Consider the following 18,633-nt stretch of genomic DNA (forward strand, 5'->3'; position numbering starts at 1 on the left):
ATGAAATATATTAAATACATTTTTTTACTAATTCTATTATCCTCTTGTAAAGAGGATAAGGGAAATTCTGTATCAAGTTTAGCACAAGTTAATCGTAAAAAAACAATTAACACAACAATTAATTCAAATTATTCTCAAGTTCCAATAAATTGCGATGGAGAACAATTTGCTCCCACGAATTGTGGGAATAATGAGAAGGGTTTATTTTATAAATTTTCAGTTGTTAATAACAAATCAATTATTGAATTTAATTATAAAAATAAAACTTTTAATCATTCGCTTACTGAATCTATTTCAGAGTTAGGTATTAGTAGTTTTCTCTTTGAAAATGAATCAAAAATGATTTTAATTATAGATTCTTTTTTAGAAAATGGGCACTCATTTTATGTTTATCAAATAACTGACGATAATATAAAATATATTTCTCATACAAGTTTTAATTCAAAATTTGATAATAATGAAATTGAGTTAAAATATAGATTTAATATTTTAGAAAATGATAATTCATTAACAATAAAATTAGGAAAAGGATATGATGATATAAAGTTATCCAATATCTCAAATTCTTATTCCTTGCCTTCAAAAGAACATGTTTTATTAAATTTAAAATCCAACAATAATCTTGTCGGTAAATGGGTGGCAAATAATTGTGAAAATCCTATTGGAATAACAATAAATGAAAAGGGTGACATGGTTATCTGTGTCGACCCTAATCAATACTATATACATTTATCAAATATTGATGGAGGGACTAAATATAAGCTGAACAGATTTGAAGGTATTGGTTCACAAGATGTCTCTTCTGATGTATATATGAATGATAAGGCAATAGTTGAGATTCAAATTTTAGATGATAATAGAATTGAATTTAGATGGCTGGGATTTTATAATAAAATTAGTAAGAAAAGGCAATATATAGAGCAATTAATAGCTAATGAAAATCCTGTGATTTTAAGTAAGTGTAATTAACTCTTGGTATTATTTTTTGTAAGCTGTTGATAATATGAAGAATGAGAATGGGGTATTTTGAGATGATAGAGTTTAAAAATAATCAATTATTGAGAAATAATTGTTCCTTGACATATTGAAAAGAAAAGCCCTAGCTAGCAAAAGTTTTAGGCTTTTGTTAGCTAAGGGATTAAATGAAAAAAGTATGAAAATTCACCAAATACTAATGTTATTAGTTTCAATTGCAAACTTTAGTTCTTGTAATTCTCAAACAAAAAATGAGAATTTAGAGAATAGAACAAATAGTATTAATTTAAAATTTAAAAATGAATCTGTAGTTTTTGAAGGGGTTAATAGTGTAAATGATAATGCTAAAGAAGATTTTAACATTAAAAATGATGGAACAAAAGTTTTCATAGAACCAGCATTTTTGGAAAGTGACTTATTGGATGGAAAAGTATTAAAATTTTCAAATGGCAATGTGAGAAATGTCAAAATAACTTTTTATTATGATGCCGTTTTTTACGGTGAAGAAAAAATTAAAAAGGGACTCGGATTTCAAAGAGATACAACAATATTGTTGAAAATTGAAAACAAAAAAGTCCAAATTCCAAGTTTTGAAGACATAAAAAAAACTGTATTTAAGAAATTTGAAAAGAAAGAAGTGTATGATGCCGCAAATTTAGTTAATCAAAATTATTTTAATAAAATAGTTGAAAACTACGATGCTTATGGAGGTAATGATTCTCCTGATTATAAATCAGCAGTAGCTTTTTTGAAAAGTAATAGGAAATTTAAAAAGTTAGAAGATTTATTTATAAATATTGATTACATAAAATTTAATATTGAGTTTGAAGATAATTTGAAATCACATTCTTCTGTAATTTTTGATCGAATGTTCCAAAATTATGTTTTTTCAGAAAAAGAAAAAAAATCGAATATAAATGAAATACTTCCTAAAGGATTTTATGTTCTAGATAGTACCATTATTAATTTAAAGAAAATAGGGTATAAGATATTAGCTTTAGAAAAGGATGAAATAAAAAGTAAAGACAATGCTCAACACAATTCTAACCCTATAATTATTTTACAAAAGAAAGGTAATCAATATCAAAAAGTAAATGATAACTATGATATAATCTTTAAATATGATGATAATTGTCCTGCAGATGGATATGGAGGTTTTGTAAGTAAAAATAATTATTTTACTATTCAACAGATATTTTGTGTAGATTTTTTATTTATTAATTCATATACAACATTTAAAATAGATGAAAGTACAGGAAATATAGATCTTTACAAATATGGGGAAAAATATACTGACCGAAGTAATACGGAGTTGAAAATTCCATCAAAAACTTGGTCAATAAGAGATTTCGGTATTGTCAAATTTGAAAACGTAAATGAAGGTTTTTTAATAGATCTTAGAAATAAGAAACCACTAGAATAAAACTATTAAATATATTTAGGTTCCTTGACATATTGAAAAGAAAAGCCCCAGCTAGCAAGAGTTTTTTCCTTTTGTTAGCTGAGGGATAAAAAAAATGGAAATTATGATTCGAAACATTAATGGTTTTATGCTTTTATTTTTAGTTAGTTTTTTTATTAGTTGTAAAAAAAACGAAGACTTAAAAGAAACTTCTGAAAAGAAAAAAAGTACAATAGAAAGTGTAGGTAGTAAAGAAAATTCACAATACAAAACTTGTTTTTTTTCTTCTCAAAATAATAATAGTACATATAAAGATATTCGAATTTCTATTAGTGCTGATTCTATTAAAGTTATAAATGGGAATAAGCTGATTTGTAGTGGAGAAATATTACAAAAAAAAAGCACATTTACAGAATATTTTAAAAGTGCAAAGAATGGAAATCTGAATAGAGAGCAACTAGTAAAAGATTATAATTTTAATTTCGGCAATGATATAATTGAAATATCTAATATTTACGGTGATCTAGCAGAAAAAGGATGTCTATTTCCATTCAATAACATGTTTATTGTGGATAATCATTTGTTTTTTTATGATAAAGGCTATTACTGTTTCATTCCAAATGAAGATGTATCTGAAACAATTGATAATGATATAAAAACAACGAATATACAATTGCCTTATAGTGAGAAAATTGACATTAAAAACGTATCATATAGGGAAATGGAAATAAGTAAAGTTAAAGGACTTGAGGATTTTTCTTGTGATAGTAAAATGTTGAGATTTATTGTTTTACCTGAATTTAAAGGCGTTAATTTTATTATGGTTCCTCTTGATTGTGGAGATAATCCATACAGATTTTTCTTATTGACGATAAAAGATAATAGCGTTGTTTCAAACTTATATGTTGAAGGTGAATTATACGATCCTGAAAATCCTGAAAATGTAGAATTGACAAACTTTAGTATTGATAAAAATTATATCATACAAGTGAAAACAATAGAGCAAGTAAAAGGAAAAGTTAAATCGGAGACGGTGATTAATTATAAAATTAATGAATCAGGTAAAATATTAAAAATTTGATTATAAGTATTTAAGCTCCTTGACATATTGAAAAGAAAAGCCGCAGCTGGCAAAAGTTGTAGATTTTTGTTAGCTGAGGGTATCTATAATATACAAACACAATGAAAAAAATATTTATAATAATATCGCTTATTTTAATAAGCTGTAAAGATTCCAAACTAGAAAAGTCAAATAAATCGTTCGGGAATACATCAACTGAGAATGTGAAAAACACATGTGAGGATATTATTTACCAAATAGTTAAATCAAGTAAATTAGATTTAAGAGGACAAAATGACTTCTTAACTAAAATAGATAGAATTGAAGGCGATAATATAACTATTAAAGTGTACATCGAAAACAATGTATCTGAAGACCCAAAGGTTAAGCAAATAGTTGAAAGCACAATTGCTTGGTTGGTATTAAATGTTAATGATAGTAAATTATACAATACAAGTGCAGACCCAGATAATCCAATTGAAGTAGAGTTCGATAAAAATATCTTATCACAAAATGATATTTTCAGTTTATGCCAAATAGAAAAAAAAGAAGTAAAAAAAAATCTTTCTAATGAAAAAATTAAATATTCAAATTTGCCTATAGAATTTGATGAATATTATAAGGCGTGTGTAAATCCATATGATAGCATTAAATGTGATAATAATTATCCAAAATACTATTTTAAAGAAGATAATGCAATAGCCAAGGTCTTTGGTAATAATTTTCACCCAAGTGATTATATGTATCTCCCAAAAATTAAAGATTATCAACCTATGATTTTATGTAATACTGATTCAGATATAGAATCGTATGATTTAGTAGTTCTTAGTGGCAATAAAGTAATTTCTTCTTTAGAAATTGGATTAATGGATGGAGAATCTATTACCGAGTTTAATATTTCAAAAGATTATATAATCAGTTTATACAAAAGGAAAAACACAACTGAAAAGAAAGTGTTTTTTAAGTCTTATACTATTGACGATAAAGGTTCAATAATCGATAAGAAATAATTATACAATAAAAGGTTGAGAGTTTTTTAAAATGAACATTAGGTTCCTTGACATATTGAAAAGAAAAGCCCTAGCTAGCAAGAGTTTTTTGCTTTTGTTAGCTGAGGGAATTTATAAATTAAATAAAATGAAAAAAATATTAAGTTTTGCAATTTTGACTTTATTGTTTGTAAACTGTAAAGGAGATTCAAAAATCAATACCAGTCTAGGAAAAGACTTAAAAGAAGATTCAATACAAATAGCTTCTAAATTAGAATCAAGTCAAGACAAAGAGTTAAATGATAATAGTTTAGCAGGGAATCATTGGTCATTTTATAAAATTTCTGAAAATTCTATCTCAGGAACATCTAAAATGACGAAAGATGAAATTGTAAGTCAATTTAAAAATGTTAAAATAGAAATTGATGAAAAGAAAGTAAAAATAGGAGAATTATGTATTTATGATTATTATAAAAGTAATAAAAGCCTAACAGAATATTATGAAAGTACTAAAACGGCTAAACTGTATGAGGATATATTTGTAAAAAACAAAATAAAGTTTGGCAATGAAATTACGGTTTATCAATCATTATATCCTGAAAAGGCTTGTGAAATTCCTTGGGACGAATTAATTATTGCTGATAATACAATTATTATAACATTTGATGATTATCTGGTGTTTTTTAAAAGGCAAAATGGCAATTATCAAGATGATTGTTATTCAAAGACTAAGATTACAAATTTACCTATAACAAATAAAATTATTAATGGTAATAATGTATGGAATCAACTAGATTGTAATATAGCCAATTTAGACAATAAAGATTATTTAAGATTACCAGACATAAAAGATGTTAAGGTTTTTATTTTAGCAAATTTCAATTTTGATGATTTTACCTATACGTTAGTAACCATAAAAAATTATAAAATTATTACAAAGCAAGATATTGGTTTTGCTAAAGATATTGATGAACCAAATACAATATCTGAAATAACAGAATTTGAAATAGATCGAGATTATGTTTTTGTGATAAATACTAAATCAAAAAGCGGTGAAGATTTAAAAATCAAAAACACAGAGCGATTTAAAATAGATGAAAATGGCTTAATTGTAATTATTAAATAATTAAAATTTGTTATACAACTTTTTTAAAATATTGAAAAAAGGCTCGACTAATAAAAATTTGAAAAATTAATGATACTTATAGTTTAGATGGTAATGAAAATAATGTTTAATTTTTTAATAATAGCTCTGTTAATTTCTTGTACTGGAAAACCAATAAAAAGTAATGATAAAAGTGTAGAAAAAATAAATTATTCGAACAAATCAATCTCGAATAATGATAAGGAAAAATTTACAGATAATGGTTTAATAGATACATTAACTACAATGATTGCAGAATACGGTGGAATTAAATTTTATACTGAAGATAAATTAAGAGGTGATGGTGTAGTTCAATTATTAATCGATATGGATATCGAAATTTTAAATGTTGATAAAACTGTATTTGGAAGTATAAAATTAAATAGCAATGTAGAAGAACCTTTTGATATAAAACTTCCAAAAAGTGTTATTGCAAGGGAATTAATTCCAAATATTGAATATAGAATATTCTGCTTCGATGCAGAACAACCTGAAAGCGATAATAATTTTTTAATTATTTATATAAATAAAGAGAAAAGATTAATTAGTAAACAGAGATGTAAATATAAGTTTAGTTCATGGGAAGCATATGCAAAGACAGCTTTTGTTCACCTGACGCCAAAAGTTAAAAATAGTTCGAAAGAGGAGAAGCTATATTATTATGAAGTACTTCAAGTAAAAGGAGATTCTATGAAGATTAAATCTGTTTCTAAAACGTCCTGTGATTATGTGGAAGAATATAAAGATGTTACGAAATGGATAAAATGGAAAGACAACTCGTATAAGTTTATCGCATTTGATTTTTGTAATTAGAATAAAAACATTACAACACTTAAAAAAAGTTCTAAAACTAAAATATAAATCCAAGAGGGAAGTTGAAAATTAGGTTGAGTGCGCACAATTGTATCTATTTAACCCGTAAAATCTTGTTATAATATAAAACATCACTAATAATCAAAATCTAACCAAACAAAAGAGGAACGAAAGATTCTCATTTTCAAAATAAAAACTAATAGAATTATGATAGAAAAATTAAGTCATTTTCCCGTAAACTGGATTGACGGGATGAAGATAAATAAGAGTCATTTTTTATCTATTCAGGACAATGTTTCTGAGTTGGTAAACGATGCGATTGGTATTCATACCACACCTATAAGTTATGGCTTGCTGGATTCTGGAAACCAAAACAAGGAGGCCACAAAAATTACTTTAGGAATCGATAATCACAAACTGCTTCGTGTTCGAGTAGAAGAGTGCCACGCTATAACGCCAAACGGATCAAGAATCGAAATCAGTAAAAGCAATACCGATACATTAGATCTTCAGGTTCCATATCCAGAAGATACTTATGAAATAAAAGACGGAGAACAGTTGGTGTTATTAGCCTGTATATCGGTTAATTCAAAAAAGAGAATTCCTTTTGGCGAGCCAGATCCAGATGAGGTTCCGCCAAGATATCCGTATACACAGCCAGAATACAAACTTCATTTAATTAAAGCCGAAGAATTCCGTTCAGGAATTGGGTATGGGGGTTTTTACTTAGCAATAGGTAAAGTGCTTATTGGAGACACTACAGTTTTAGATGAAGATTATATTCCGCCATCAGTGACAGTGGCTTGTCATCCAAAATTAGTTGATATGCAAGCACAGATCGCCCGTTCGTTTGGACAGATTGAAATTTATGCTGTTCAGATTTCTCAAAAAATAAACAGAGGCCAACAGGCAGGAGTTTTACCGCAGACTGTAATGCAGCTGGCAGACAATACCGGATATTATTTGGGAAGTACTCTAACGCAATTTCGTTGGTTTTCACTGCATCAGCATCCCGCTTCAATGCTAGGCTCGGTAGTATCGTTTGCGAGAGTGATGAAGAATTTTATCGACTCGAAATCGGGAGCAGGAAAAGAAGAGTTGCTAAATTATTTTGCTGAGTGGTGCGATATTTCACAGGGAGATTTAGAGATCATGTTTACCACTCTTATTAATGCAGGTTACGATCATGTGCATATCGATAAAACAGCTTCATTGGTAATGAACGCTTTGGCGAGAATAGAGAAGTTGTTTGAAACATTAAACAAACTGGATTACATAGGCAAGAAGAAAGAAAACATCGAATTGTTTGTTGCTGAAACAGATAAAAAAGATATCGTTCATAACCCAAAACGTCACGGTTTCTTTATCAAAGATTAAAAAGTAAAATAGTAATATAAATTATGGAAGTATTAAATAAACAAGAACGCCAGAAAGCCTTTATCGCTTTTTTAATTGCCTTTATCCTCACTTTTTGCGTTATGCTGCTTGCCGTTTCGTTCAACTTTTATATGCCAGTAGCAGAAAATAAAATGCTGAAAGCAGAGAATGAAATGATGAAAAGAGAATACGATTATCAAACTAACTTTTCGGTTAAAATCGACAGTATTAGAATGACAATCGATTCAATTAATTCGCCAAAAGTAGATAACGATTTTCAGCAGCGTCTGGCAAATGTTATGATTGCGAATATTTATCAGAAAGTACCAAAAGATACGACTGAGAATAAAAAATTATACAACAATGTTATTCTCGCTTACAAGAATATTATTGATTACAAAAAGCAGATCAGAAGCCTTACGCACAATTCTCACTTAATAGACAGTTTGAACCAATCGGCCAAAACATACAAAGAAGAATTAGAAAAAGTAAGCAGAGATTTAGACGTATGCCGTCAGATTTATCAAAATCAATAAACAGAAATAAGAGTAAAAAAATAATAAACCAATCATTTAAAAAATTCAAATTATGTTGTCAAATTATGGAATTGGAGGTAACGAAGTAAAAATAGATGCAGATGAAGCAATCACTGCAATCCCTCAAAACAGAACACTTGTTGCTCAGAAGTTAACAGTTGATGCTCCAGTAAAACCTGAATTGGTAGAAGGAATTACTAGTATCGAAAAAGCATTTGAACACTTTAAACCAGAAGTAAAAGTAAATTTTGAAACTGTTGATGGAGCTACTAAAGTAGAAGCTTTAAACTTTAAAAATTTAGGAGATTTTGGAATAAAAGGAATTACTACACAGAGTAGTTTTTTATCTGATCTTGAGACAGAAAAGGATCAATATCAAAAAATTATCCGTCAGTTAAAATCAAATAAGATTTTAAAAGCGGCTTTAGAAGACGGAGAAGCAAAACAAGCTTTATTAGAAAGTCTTGGAGCATTGATCAATGAGTTAAAAGAGAACAAATAAGAATCTTAAAATATTTTAGATATGTCAAATAAAGAAGCATATAAAGGAGATCTTGATACAGCGGTATTAGAACCTAAAGCAGTAAAAGGAATTTCGATTGAAAAAAATGTTGAAAAACTAGCTAAATACGGCGGTTTTGATTTACTGGAAATGTCGATTGAAGGAGTTCAAAATCTTAATCCAGAGAGAAAAGCAAGAAGAAAAATCTTTTTAGGCGAAGTAAACAAAGCCAAAGAAAGAGAAACGCTTTTGAAAACATTAGAACTTTGGACTTCGGTTTTAAGTAATAATGAAGCTTTGACTGACATGGTAGCACAAAGTGAAGACAAATGCAAAGAATCTGAAGCTTTGCTACAAAAAAACCTTGCAAAAGCTGTTGAAGATACAAGAGAGATTGAAGCGGCTTACAGAACTTTAGCTTTATTCTTTAAAAATACAGAAACAGATAAAGTAAAAAATGTTACGATTGTAAATGCTGAACTTGATCAGTTAAAAGATCTTGACAACACACGTTTTATCGATGCAATTCACTCAGAATTAGTGGATAATTACGATCGTTTAGACCTTAAAAATAATTACGGAATTTTGGTAATTCCTGGATATTTAGGTTCTAATAAAGTGATTGAAAAATGGGCAAAAATTGCGCATGAAAATAAAGTAATGTTGGTTACAGATTTCGAACACTTAGATGAACCGGATGATGTAATGGAAATGTTTGATGCCGCTTCTTTAACAGGAGGAGATGTTTACCGTTCTAACGTAATTATGACATGTAACTGGCTTGTTGGACGTGGCAGATTTGATCAAATTGGAGAAAGCGAAGATTTGCATGTTGCGCCTTCTGCGGCATTAGCAGGAAAAATTTACAAAACATTAATGTCTCAAGTTACTGCAGGTAAGAAATTTGGAGGAATTAATGAAGTAGACGGAGTAAAATTTGATCTTAAGAAAAGCGAAATCGCAAATCTTGAAAACTTAGGTTTGGTTCCAATGGTAAACGAGTACGGAAAAGTTATGGCTTTTTCTGCTAAAACATTATTCAGCGGAGATAACTTAGGTTTACAGACTTACTCTGTAGTTCGTGTTTTTGATTATGTAACTAAAGTATTAATGGATTTCCTTAATCGTCGTGCATTCGAAAACTTTACTGCTAAAACACGTAAAGAGATTATGAATCAGATTGTGGCTTTCCTTGACGGAATCACAGGGCCAGATAAATTGATCGAGAATTTTGAAATCCGCAGATTCGAGCAAGATCCAATTCAAAAAGACAGAATTTATATGGATATTCACATGAAACCTTATTTCCCTGCTAAAAACTTCCTTATTAAAATGGATGGACACAAAGGAGATGACGGAACAGAATGGGATACAGATTACGAGCAAAAATAATTGTACAGTAAATAAAAAAAGGAAGCACATAAAATTGTGCTTCCTTTTTCAACAAAACATTGATCTTTTGAATGATCAAACCAAATAATTCAAATTCATGAACGTACTTAAAATTTTACTTTTAGTCGGTTTGTTTTCCATATCAAGTTCGATTAAAGCACAAAAAGTAAAACAAATTGATACTTTAAGTTGCCCTATTACGCAAAACGATTTATTGCTTTCAGGAAAGTTATTTGCAAGTGCGACCCCAATTTTACTTCGTGTTTACAACGAAGATTATGAATATGCTGTTTTTCAGTTAGGAAAAAGAAGAGGCAGCATTTATTTATACTTTAAAATTTTTACAGATAATGTCTGTGTAAAACAAGAGCAGCCGCTGGAACTCTATTTTAAAAATGGAGAAATGTATATTCTCAAAAACACTTTCAAAGTAAATTGTGATGGAACTGCAGCTCTTGAACTTTCACGAAGAGACATCAAGAAATTAATGTCAAATAGTATCAATACAATTAAATTTTTCACACTTAAAAAAGACTATGAATTTAGTCCCACAGAAGCTGATAATCAAAATATAAGGTTTTATCTACACTGTTTAAAGCTCTATAAAGTGAGAAAGAAAAAATAGAATTCGATTGACATAATTTGACGCAACCTAAATATAATCTCTAATAAAAAATCAAGATATGCCATTTCCAGAATTGAACCTTTCATTAGGACTTACAGATAACGATGGTTCTGTTTTCTATGCAGGAAGCGGAGAAGGAAAAGTGATTGTAAAAACAGATTCTGCTTTAAAAAAGCATAGTATCAATATCACAATTTCAGAACAAGAGGTTGGATCAGTTTATTTGAATACACATTTAAAAGATGTCGAAATTCCTGCTGAAATTGAAATTCCCGTTTATCAAATGATTGTTACAGATGATAAAACAAACGAAAAAGAAATCTACAAAGTTACTCGCGATACTTTTTTCTATAAACAGCAAACAAAGAAAAAAGGATTATGGAGCTTTTTGGGTTTAAAATTCTTAGCTCCAAATAACTTTCTTTTTGAAAATATTCCTTTCGAACCTTTAAAAGAAGAAATGGAAACCTATGAAATTTCAAAATACAGAAAGCTAGATCAAGATAAATTGACTTATACTTTTCAGAAAGGAGAACAAAATATTCAGCTTTTTGCTGGTGATATTAATACGCTAAAAGTAGAGAAGGGAATAAGCTATTTTGTAGTTGTTGATGAGAAAAAAGGACAAAGATTCATTGGCGATATACTATATAGAGAAAAATTTCTAAAGCTAACACCATCGGTTAAACTGCATATCATTAAGCGCAGACGAGTTTCTAAAGAAATGGAAACAGATAAAAAAGGCCAAGCTAATAAGTTGATTTATATTTAAGAAGCAAAATTATGAAAGGAGCATTTTACAAACTTCCAATAGATTTTAACAGCGTAATGCAAAAAAAAGAGTTAGAAAAAACCTCGATTGAGCATTCTATCGCCCAACAGATCATTTTACTGGCTACTACCACATTTGGTGAGTGCAAGTTTGATGAAACGTTTGGTTCAAAAATCTGGGAAATCGACTTTGATTTGCTGATGAATGAAAATACGTTAAAAGAAATCATTTCAAAAACAATGAAACAGTCTTTGGCTTTTCATGAAAAGAGAATAAAAGTAAACGAGCTTAAAGTTGAATTATCTGAAACGATCTATTTTGTTGATGATGTGAGCAGATCAAAAAAGAAAGTCGATATAATAATTGAAGCAACAATTAAAAGTACAAATCGTGATTTTGACTTTAGAGGGTACTTTTTTGTTGGACCGCTATCTTATAAATAGCTTTTTTTAGTGCGATTTTTATTTCAATAAGCTAAAAAAGTGTGTTTTTTTAGTTTTTAAATATCTGATAATTTGATAATTATATATTGTAAAGAAAGTTTTATTAAATAAATTATTATAATAAGATTTTATTTATATATTTACAGCATAAATAAATAAATTAATAATTAAAAATTTTTCATTATGTCGTTTTTAACATCATTAACAGTAGCAGGAAAAGATTACAAAGTATTAAACGTTAGTTATGATTTAGCTCAAGAAACAGATGCTTCTGGGCGTCCATCTACAGTAACACGTGGAGGAAGAATCATGATTGAGGTTGAATCAACTGGAAGTACTGAATTGTTTGAGTGGATGACTAACAATTTCGAAAGAAAAGACGGGTCAGTAAAATTCATCAAACGTGATTCAAATGCTACTTTAAAAGAGCTAAAGTTTACAGAAGCTTACATGGTTAAGTACAAAGAAAACTTTGATCATAACAGTGAAAATCCATTAACTGAAACTTTTATGATTTCTGCTCGTAAAATTTCGATGGGTGGAGGAGAATTTGATAATGCTTGGGTATAATCCTTTGGACTTTATCAATCTTAATTAAACTAAAAGGAAGTCCGATAAGTGGACTTCCTTTTTTGTTTTCTTTTTTAGAATATCTGGTTTTCAATTCCCGATTACCTGGATTTTCGCACTTCCTAAATTAATCATCTAAACAAATCTACAAATGAGTTTTTTATCTAAATTACATATAGACGGCGAAGAATATAATGTTCTTGAATTTAATATTGGTTTCAAACAAGAAATTGACACAACAAGCAAACCTACAGGAAACGCTAAAGGCGGAGTAATAAAAATGATTATCGAAGCAAGTCAGAACAGTCATTTTTTGTCTTGGATGTTAAACGGAGATTTAACCAAAGATGGTAAAATTGTTTTTTATAGAAGAGATGCATTAAGTAAAATGAAAGAGCTTTCGTTTACTAAAGCATTTTGTATTGGTTACGATGAGCAATTTACAAGCACTACCGAAATCCCAATGAGAATTACTATGGAATTAGTGGCAAAAGAATTGACTTTTGGAGACGCTAAATTCTCAAATAATTGGATTGCGTTAGATTAATTGTTTAAAAGCTCATTAAAAAACAAGGACACATTATTATGGCACATTTTTCAGAACAAGTACATATAACTATAGGAGGTTTTACCCAAAACGTTGTTTATTATGATTTAAAGCTATCTCAAAAAATGGCCGATCATCATCATTTTTCGTTTGTTTGGCAATACACGGGTAAAGCAGTAATTAATCCGGCAGATCAAGCAAAAGCACTTAGAACCTATCTTGGCGATGAGGTGATTTTTACCTTTAAAAGTCTTACTGGAATAAGATTAATGAGTAAAGGAATCATTACGGAACTTTCTTCTATTGATCTTGATGGAAGCCCAGCTGGATTACACGTTTCTGGCGTAAGCCACAGTATTGTAATTGACGATATGAAAAAGTCAAGAACATTTAAAGATCGCAGTATGGATGATATCGTACTGGGAATTTTTGCTGAAGGACCTGGAGAATTTTATCAAAGAGATTCTATTAAATCAACCTATCTTAAAGAATTTAGAAACCTTTTGCAATATAACGAGACTAGCTTTGAGTTCTTAAAGAGAATTGCTAAGCGTTACGGGCAATGGTTTTATTTTGACGGAATGCGTATGCAGTTCGGACAAACAAAAAGTAGTCAGACCAAGTTAATTAACGGGGCTTCATTGCATAGTTTTAAGATACAAGCTAATATGAGCTCGCATAAAATTTCGCTGAATGGTTATAATTATGAAAATGTAGCAACCTTTCGTGATGCTGCCGCTAAGACTTCCTCTGGAAGTAAAGATAGTTTTGCCGCTATTGTAGGTTATAACCAGGGAACGGTTGCAAATTCTGATTTAAATAATGGTGCGTATACTGCAAATGCTACAAATAAAGAAGAACTAGAGGAAATGATTAAACTGCAAACTGCGGGTAGTGATGCCAACAGTGTATATTACAGCGGTATTTCTTATTTTCCAATTGGTCTTGGACAGGTTTTTACAATAGTAAACCAAACTGTAGTACATGAGCTAATTGCTATAGAAGTTGTACACCATTCTCAGGTTCATGGAAATTATTCTTGCGAATTTAAAGCAATCCCTGCCGATGTATCGGCTCCACATTATACAGATGTTTTTGTATACGGTAAAGCAGAAACACAGCCTGCACAGGTAAAAGATAATAACGATCCTGAAGGATTAGGACGCGTACAAGTAGAATTTTATGGAGCGAGCGGTACAGCAGTTACAGATTGGATAAGAATGGTACAGCCTTATTCTGGACCAGGAAAAGGATTTTATTTTGTTCCCGAAATCGGAGAAGAAGTTTTAATTGGTTTTGAAGGCAATAATGTCCAAAATCCTTACGTAATTGGTGCGCAATACAACGGACAAGACTCAAGCGGTTATGCTGATGCTCAGAATAATGTAAAAGCAATTCATACCAGAAGCGGACACGTTATAAAATTTACGGAACACGAAAGTATCATAATTGCCGATAAAAATGGTAACGAGATAGTAATGGATACTGTTGGAGGTAATATTAGTATTACAGCAAATAATACGATTGATCTTAATGCACAAAACATCAATTTTAATGCTTCTCAAAATATTAGTGTAAGCGCTGGAATGAATATTACAGAAAGTGCGGGAGCTGATAAAACTAGTGTTGTAGGTATGATGCTTAATACTACAGTTGGTGGCGACAATATGTTATCAGTTACAGGAAACTTCATGGAAAATATTGAAGGTAATTTGGAGTCACATACTGCAAAAGAGAGACAGGAGGTAGCAAGTAAAGAATATACTATGCAAAGTTCGGAAGAGCATGTTTCGGTAAAATCATCTAAAGAGGTACAACAACATAGTGGAGAAAAAACTAAATCTGCGTAATTATGTCAAGGATACGAATAGTTGGAGGAACGATAACAAAAACAAGTAAAGGAGCTACAACCATAGAAGTTCTTGACGGACATTTTAAATCTAATGCCGCTAAAGAAAATAGATGGGTTGGAGAAGAAAAAGGTAATACTTATCATGAATATAAAGCTCCTGAAAAGAAGGTAGAAGAAAAAAAAGAAGGTGTTAAAGAAATTGAGTGCTTAACAACATTAGATTTCGGATCTACAAACGATAAAGCTGATGGTGTAAATAATCCAGGAATGATTTTTGGGAAAACTTATCATTTTAGAGTTAAAAGTTATTTAAAGGATATTCCCAAAAATAAATTGGAGATAAAATGGTTGTTAAAATATCATAACTTATCAGAAAACAAATGGGAAGAAATTCCTCTATCGGTAAAGGGCGATAGTGTCAAAATCACTATGAATGAGAAAAATATGTGTGGACGTTTTGTTTATGTTCGAGCTTATATAAAAGACCATGCAACTGAAGCTGAGCTAAAAATTTGGAAGCATAATCGCTTTAGATGGTTTAACAGGATGAAAGTATATGAGCAGATAGAAAATCGTGTTAAAGACCCTTGGAAAATTGATCAGGGCAATAGTTCTCTTTGTGGAATGGCTTCATTATATTATGCAATGGCTAAAAAGGATTCTAAAGCATACGAAAAACTAGCAAAAGAACTTTATAGAACAGGTGAGTACACTGTTGGGAGTTATGTAGTGAAACCACATGATAAAGCGTTGAGTATGTATGAGACAAAACCGACAGATCGAAATTATGTTTTGATGAAAATGCATTATATTGATTGGATTGTACTAGCCACTACTCGTAGTAAAGAGAGTTTAAATAGCAAATTTGTGTATACCGGTTTTGAAAATGGTGATATGGATATGCTAAAAGCGGTCAATTGGCCAGATATGCTTACTAGAATGTGTAAAGAAGTTGCAGGTTTTAAAAATGCAGAATCATTTGATTTAGGATTGCTTCAAATTGCTAATAAAAAAGGAGTTTCTGGAAAACTAAATGATGCAATAGGAGATATGGATATTTTAAATCTTAAAATAATTGATCGCAAATATAAAGAAGGCCACACAATTTTAATGATGATAGATAGTAGTATGATTGAAGACTCGCCTGGGTATAATGTAAAAGATCTAACGACAGATTCGCATTGGGTTGTTTATGAGGGAGGACTGAATTTTATTGATGTTGGGGAGAGCAAATTTGTAGGATTTAATATTTATACCTGGGGGTTTGATCCTGTAAATCAAGTAGATGAATTAGGGAATACTGATAAATATAAGAGGCCTCTTATATATGGAAAACAAAAGATTTCAGTTGAATCGTTCAAAAGTAATTATTATGGATATATTGAAGTATACTAAATTGTTAATCTTAACCTTTTTTTTTATAAGCTGTCATAAAACAACCTATAAAAAGAGCAATGAATCATTTTATCAAATTTATTTTAGAAATTGGAATTCGTCAGTTTGTCCAAAAAAAATGATATTTGAAATATATAAAAAAAACTCAAAATTTGAGAAATTAATTAAAAGAGATTCGGATTTTGAAATTAGTGGTTGCGATAGCTCAGAATCAAGGTTTAACCAAAGAATATTCACTCCAAATGTTGCATATATTGGAGAAATGAATTATGATATAAAATTAATTGTTGATGATAGTATTGAGTATAAAATAACTCAAATAGAAAGTAAGATTGATACAGTTTATGCACGTGGTCATGCATTTGTCATAATGAATAATATAAAGTCATTGGACATAAATGGTCATAAATTAGATAATAAAAATGCTCCATTAAGTATTGAAATACCAACAAACATAGGATTGGTAATAAAGAAATAGTAAAATTGTAATTATAGAAATTAAAAACAATAAGAACTTTAAATGACTTGATTTTTCTATTAAACCTCTTTCTGGCGTGAGCGTCTCGCTTGTGAACGCAAAGAATAACTTAATTGAACTTAAGAGAGACTCTTGCACCAGCGGGGGATAACTTGTTCTCACAAAAGGAATAAGCCATCTAAACTATTTTTAGAGAAGTTGGTGTTCGACAAAGTGTATTAAAATGTGCGCAAAAATAAAATTATGTTTTTAAATATTCTAGACGTGTTAAAATTTGGTATGGGAGGTAAAATAGAAAAACAAATTATTTTTATTTTCATTGCATTTAGCCTGTTTAATTGCAAAGGGCAAACAGAAGAAGGTGTGCAATACCCTAAAGAAAAGATTATGACAATAGATAGATTTGATATTGAAAAGTTTAAAAATTATCCAAAAGTTTTGAAATTAGGGGAAGAAAAAAAATTGCCTTCAACAAAAGATACTTTGCCAGACGGAACAGTTATAGACTATTCTTGGGGAAAGGGATTAGACAAGCAAAAGTATTATGCAAAAAAAACGATTCCTCCTGTTCCTGCACTTTCTTATATTGAGAAAGAATATTACGAAAACGGTATTTTAAAACGAGAAAAGGAAGTTTTTTTAGGACAGTCAATAAATAGTGACCAGATAAAATTTGGAATATCAAAATATTATGATGAGACAGGTCAGTTAATTAAAACTGTTGATGAATCGGTAAAATATGATAAAATCAAAGTCAAGCCTTCTAATTTACTTGAAATACTAAAAAGAGAGCCACTTTTTGTAAGTTTTACTAAAGAGGAACGTAAACATTTTATAGAGATATTTCAACTAAATAAAAAAGAGGATGAGGTTAGTCCAGATATTGTCAATAAAGCTTTAAAAAAGTATTTTATTCTTGATCCAGATAGCAGACCTGATGTTGAAAATGTTTTTTTAAAACTGTCGGAGGATGAAAAAAGTTGGAATGTTATTAAAGATATTTATCCTTTTGGTCTTATTGAATTAAATATAGATGCTAACTCTGGTAAAATAATCAGCAGAACATATGCAGAAGAAACTAGGCCATAAATATTTATGTGAGCTAAAGTATCCTATAAAAATTACAACCCGATTGCGCAGATTTGTCTCCGCAATGAACCCGATCGCGCAGATTTATAATCCGTGCCCACAAAGAATTGTTTATAATTTGTTTTAGTGATCTTTATTCTGTCAAACTGTTTCGGGCAAGGATTGCAAATCTGCACTATCGGGAAAATTATAATGGATACATTAAAGCTAAATAGAATTTTATGCATATTTTTTCTTGTTTTGTTTAGTTGCAACACACAAGAAGCTAATAACTGCAATACTTACGTGGCCGGTGGAGAAGGCTTTTGGATATCTTTTAAAAACTTTTCAAAGAAGTATTCAGAGAAAGATTTAAAACATCTTAAGATTTATGTTAAAAATAGAAATGTTAAATATATCAAAGAAGATTTAGAAGATTATTTGCACGCAAATAATTATAATATCGGTATATCAGAGAAAATATTATTGAAGGATACCTTAATAATTAATATTAAAGATGAGATAATCAAAATACATAATTTCTCTAATCTGATTGAGGAAGGATTTGATCAAAGTCATAGAAAAATTAGAGTTTGCCGATATTGTACATCGACAATCAATAACAAAAAAATAGAAGATCGAGGTAATAATATTATTATAGTTGATTTCGATGAGATATAAGTTTTGATGATT

The 18,633-nt window shown here is 29.6% G+C and carries 20 protein-coding genes; all 20 read left to right on the forward strand.

Annotated features, from left to right (window positions below):
- The 20 genes from AC3Y25_RS18850 to AC3Y25_RS18945 all read left to right on the forward strand — a co-directional run bounded on the left by AC3Y25_RS18850 (position 1) and on the right by AC3Y25_RS18945 (position 18,621).
- Positions 1-969, forward strand: coding sequence for a protein kinase family protein (locus AC3Y25_RS18850; protein ID WP_489903800.1), 969 nt, complete (start codon positions 1-3; stop codon positions 967-969).
- 115 nt (positions 970-1,084) lie between these two features.
- Positions 1,085-2,398, forward strand: a complete 1,314-nt coding sequence (locus AC3Y25_RS18855) for a hypothetical protein (RefSeq protein ID WP_489903801.1) — start codon at positions 1,085-1,087, stop codon at positions 2,396-2,398.
- Between the two features lie 94 nt (positions 2,399-2,492).
- Positions 2,493-3,458, forward strand: a complete 966-nt coding sequence (locus tag AC3Y25_RS18860; RefSeq protein ID WP_489903802.1) for a hypothetical protein — start codon at positions 2,493-2,495, stop codon at positions 3,456-3,458.
- Between the two features lie 101 nt (positions 3,459-3,559).
- Positions 3,560-4,447: a hypothetical protein gene (locus tag AC3Y25_RS18865; protein WP_489903803.1), complete on the forward strand. Its 888-nt coding sequence runs from the start codon at positions 3,560-3,562 to the stop codon at positions 4,445-4,447.
- Positions 4,448-4,574: 127 nt separating this feature from the next.
- Complete coding sequence (locus tag AC3Y25_RS18870; protein WP_489903804.1) at positions 4,575-5,552, forward strand: hypothetical protein; 978 nt, start codon at positions 4,575-4,577, stop codon at positions 5,550-5,552.
- A gap of 93 nt (positions 5,553-5,645) precedes the next feature.
- The gene (locus tag AC3Y25_RS18875; RefSeq protein WP_489903805.1) at positions 5,646-6,383 is read left to right on the forward strand and encodes a hypothetical protein; all 738 of its coding nucleotides are present in this window, start codon (positions 5,646-5,648) and stop codon (positions 6,381-6,383) included.
- Between the two features lie 207 nt (positions 6,384-6,590).
- Positions 6,591-7,760, forward strand: a complete 1,170-nt coding sequence (locus AC3Y25_RS18880; RefSeq protein WP_489903806.1) for a hypothetical protein — start codon at positions 6,591-6,593, stop codon at positions 7,758-7,760.
- 23 nt (positions 7,761-7,783) lie between these two features.
- Entirely contained in the window at positions 7,784-8,296 is a 513-nt protein-coding gene (gene tssO, locus AC3Y25_RS18885; protein WP_095930975.1) for a type VI secretion system TssO, read from the forward strand.
- Positions 8,297-8,348: 52 nt separating this feature from the next.
- Positions 8,349-8,798 carry a hypothetical protein gene (locus AC3Y25_RS18890; RefSeq protein WP_095930974.1) on the forward strand — a complete coding sequence of 150 codons (450 nt, stop codon included), beginning with the start codon at positions 8,349-8,351 and terminating at the stop codon, positions 8,796-8,798.
- 21 nt (positions 8,799-8,819) lie between these two features.
- Positions 8,820-10,190 (forward strand): DUF5458 family protein, encoded by a 1,371-nt coding sequence (locus AC3Y25_RS18895; RefSeq protein WP_095930973.1) that lies wholly within the window; start codon positions 8,820-8,822, stop codon positions 10,188-10,190.
- A gap of 97 nt (positions 10,191-10,287) precedes the next feature.
- A complete protein-coding gene (locus AC3Y25_RS18900; RefSeq protein WP_250835491.1) occupies positions 10,288-10,815 on the forward strand; it encodes a hypothetical protein in 528 nt (175 codons plus the stop codon).
- A 58-nt stretch (positions 10,816-10,873) separates the two neighbouring features.
- A complete protein-coding gene (locus AC3Y25_RS18905; protein WP_489903807.1) occupies positions 10,874-11,587 on the forward strand; it encodes a hypothetical protein in 714 nt (237 codons plus the stop codon).
- 11 nt (positions 11,588-11,598) lie between these two features.
- The gene (locus AC3Y25_RS18910) at positions 11,599-12,030 is read left to right on the forward strand and encodes a GPW/gp25 family protein (protein ID WP_095930970.1); all 432 of its coding nucleotides are present in this window, start codon (positions 11,599-11,601) and stop codon (positions 12,028-12,030) included.
- 183 nt (positions 12,031-12,213) lie between these two features.
- Positions 12,214-12,600, forward strand: a complete 387-nt coding sequence (gene tssD / locus AC3Y25_RS18915) for a type VI secretion system tube protein TssD (RefSeq protein WP_012025247.1) — start codon at positions 12,214-12,216, stop codon at positions 12,598-12,600.
- A gap of 151 nt (positions 12,601-12,751) precedes the next feature.
- Positions 12,752-13,147: a type VI secretion system tube protein TssD gene (gene tssD / locus AC3Y25_RS18920; protein ID WP_095930969.1), complete on the forward strand. Its 396-nt coding sequence runs from the start codon at positions 12,752-12,754 to the stop codon at positions 13,145-13,147.
- 38 nt (positions 13,148-13,185) lie between these two features.
- Complete coding sequence (locus tag AC3Y25_RS18925; protein ID WP_489903808.1) at positions 13,186-14,997, forward strand: type VI secretion system Vgr family protein; 1,812 nt, start codon at positions 13,186-13,188, stop codon at positions 14,995-14,997.
- A 2-nt stretch (positions 14,998-14,999) separates the two neighbouring features.
- Positions 15,000-16,394 carry a hypothetical protein gene (locus AC3Y25_RS18930; protein ID WP_489903809.1) on the forward strand — a complete coding sequence of 465 codons (1,395 nt, stop codon included), beginning with the start codon at positions 15,000-15,002 and terminating at the stop codon, positions 16,392-16,394.
- 118 nt (positions 16,395-16,512) lie between these two features.
- Positions 16,513-16,872: a hypothetical protein gene (locus AC3Y25_RS18935; RefSeq protein ID WP_489903810.1), complete on the forward strand. Its 360-nt coding sequence runs from the start codon at positions 16,513-16,515 to the stop codon at positions 16,870-16,872.
- A 243-nt stretch (positions 16,873-17,115) separates the two neighbouring features.
- Positions 17,116-17,961 carry a hypothetical protein gene (locus tag AC3Y25_RS18940; protein WP_489903811.1) on the forward strand — a complete coding sequence of 282 codons (846 nt, stop codon included), beginning with the start codon at positions 17,116-17,118 and terminating at the stop codon, positions 17,959-17,961.
- A gap of 192 nt (positions 17,962-18,153) precedes the next feature.
- Positions 18,154-18,621 carry a hypothetical protein gene (locus AC3Y25_RS18945; RefSeq protein WP_489903812.1) on the forward strand — a complete coding sequence of 156 codons (468 nt, stop codon included), beginning with the start codon at positions 18,154-18,156 and terminating at the stop codon, positions 18,619-18,621.
- The last annotated feature ends 12 nt before the right edge of the window (positions 18,622-18,633 follow it).

The sequence above is a fragment of the Flavobacterium sp. LK-23 genome, from assembly GCF_058135255.1.

Bases quoted from the DNA above. Each gene is read 5' to 3' on its own strand.
- AC3Y25_RS18850 (WP_489903800.1), top strand. From the start codon at position 1: ATGAAATATATTAAATACATTTTTTTACTAATTCTATTATCCTCTTGT.
- AC3Y25_RS18860 (WP_489903802.1), top strand. From the start codon at position 2,493: ATGGAAATTATGATTCGAAACATTAATGGTTTTATGCTTTTATTTTTA.
- AC3Y25_RS18865 (WP_489903803.1), top strand. From the start codon at position 3,560: ATGAAAAAAATATTTATAATAATATCGCTTATTTTAATAAGCTGTAAA.
- AC3Y25_RS18870 (WP_489903804.1), top strand. From the start codon at position 4,575: ATGAAAAAAATATTAAGTTTTGCAATTTTGACTTTATTGTTTGTAAAC.
- AC3Y25_RS18875 (WP_489903805.1), top strand. From the start codon at position 5,646: ATGAAAATAATGTTTAATTTTTTAATAATAGCTCTGTTAATTTCTTGT.
- AC3Y25_RS18880 (WP_489903806.1), top strand. From the start codon at position 6,591: ATGATAGAAAAATTAAGTCATTTTCCCGTAAACTGGATTGACGGGATG.
- tssO (WP_095930975.1), top strand. From the start codon at position 7,784: ATGGAAGTATTAAATAAACAAGAACGCCAGAAAGCCTTTATCGCTTTT.
- AC3Y25_RS18890 (WP_095930974.1), top strand. From the start codon at position 8,349: ATGTTGTCAAATTATGGAATTGGAGGTAACGAAGTAAAAATAGATGCA.
- AC3Y25_RS18895 (WP_095930973.1), top strand. From the start codon at position 8,820: ATGTCAAATAAAGAAGCATATAAAGGAGATCTTGATACAGCGGTATTA.
- AC3Y25_RS18900 (WP_250835491.1), top strand. From the start codon at position 10,288: ATGAACGTACTTAAAATTTTACTTTTAGTCGGTTTGTTTTCCATATCA.
- AC3Y25_RS18905 (WP_489903807.1), top strand. From the start codon at position 10,874: ATGCCATTTCCAGAATTGAACCTTTCATTAGGACTTACAGATAACGAT.
- AC3Y25_RS18910 (WP_095930970.1), top strand. From the start codon at position 11,599: ATGAAAGGAGCATTTTACAAACTTCCAATAGATTTTAACAGCGTAATG.
- tssD (WP_012025247.1), top strand. From the start codon at position 12,214: ATGTCGTTTTTAACATCATTAACAGTAGCAGGAAAAGATTACAAAGTA.
- tssD (WP_095930969.1), top strand. From the start codon at position 12,752: ATGAGTTTTTTATCTAAATTACATATAGACGGCGAAGAATATAATGTT.
- AC3Y25_RS18925 (WP_489903808.1), top strand. From the start codon at position 13,186: ATGGCACATTTTTCAGAACAAGTACATATAACTATAGGAGGTTTTACC.
- AC3Y25_RS18930 (WP_489903809.1), top strand. From the start codon at position 15,000: ATGTCAAGGATACGAATAGTTGGAGGAACGATAACAAAAACAAGTAAA.
- AC3Y25_RS18935 (WP_489903810.1), top strand. From the start codon at position 16,513: ATGATATTTGAAATATATAAAAAAAACTCAAAATTTGAGAAATTAATT.
- AC3Y25_RS18940 (WP_489903811.1), top strand. From the start codon at position 17,116: ATGTTTTTAAATATTCTAGACGTGTTAAAATTTGGTATGGGAGGTAAA.
- AC3Y25_RS18945 (WP_489903812.1), top strand. From the start codon at position 18,154: ATGGATACATTAAAGCTAAATAGAATTTTATGCATATTTTTTCTTGTT.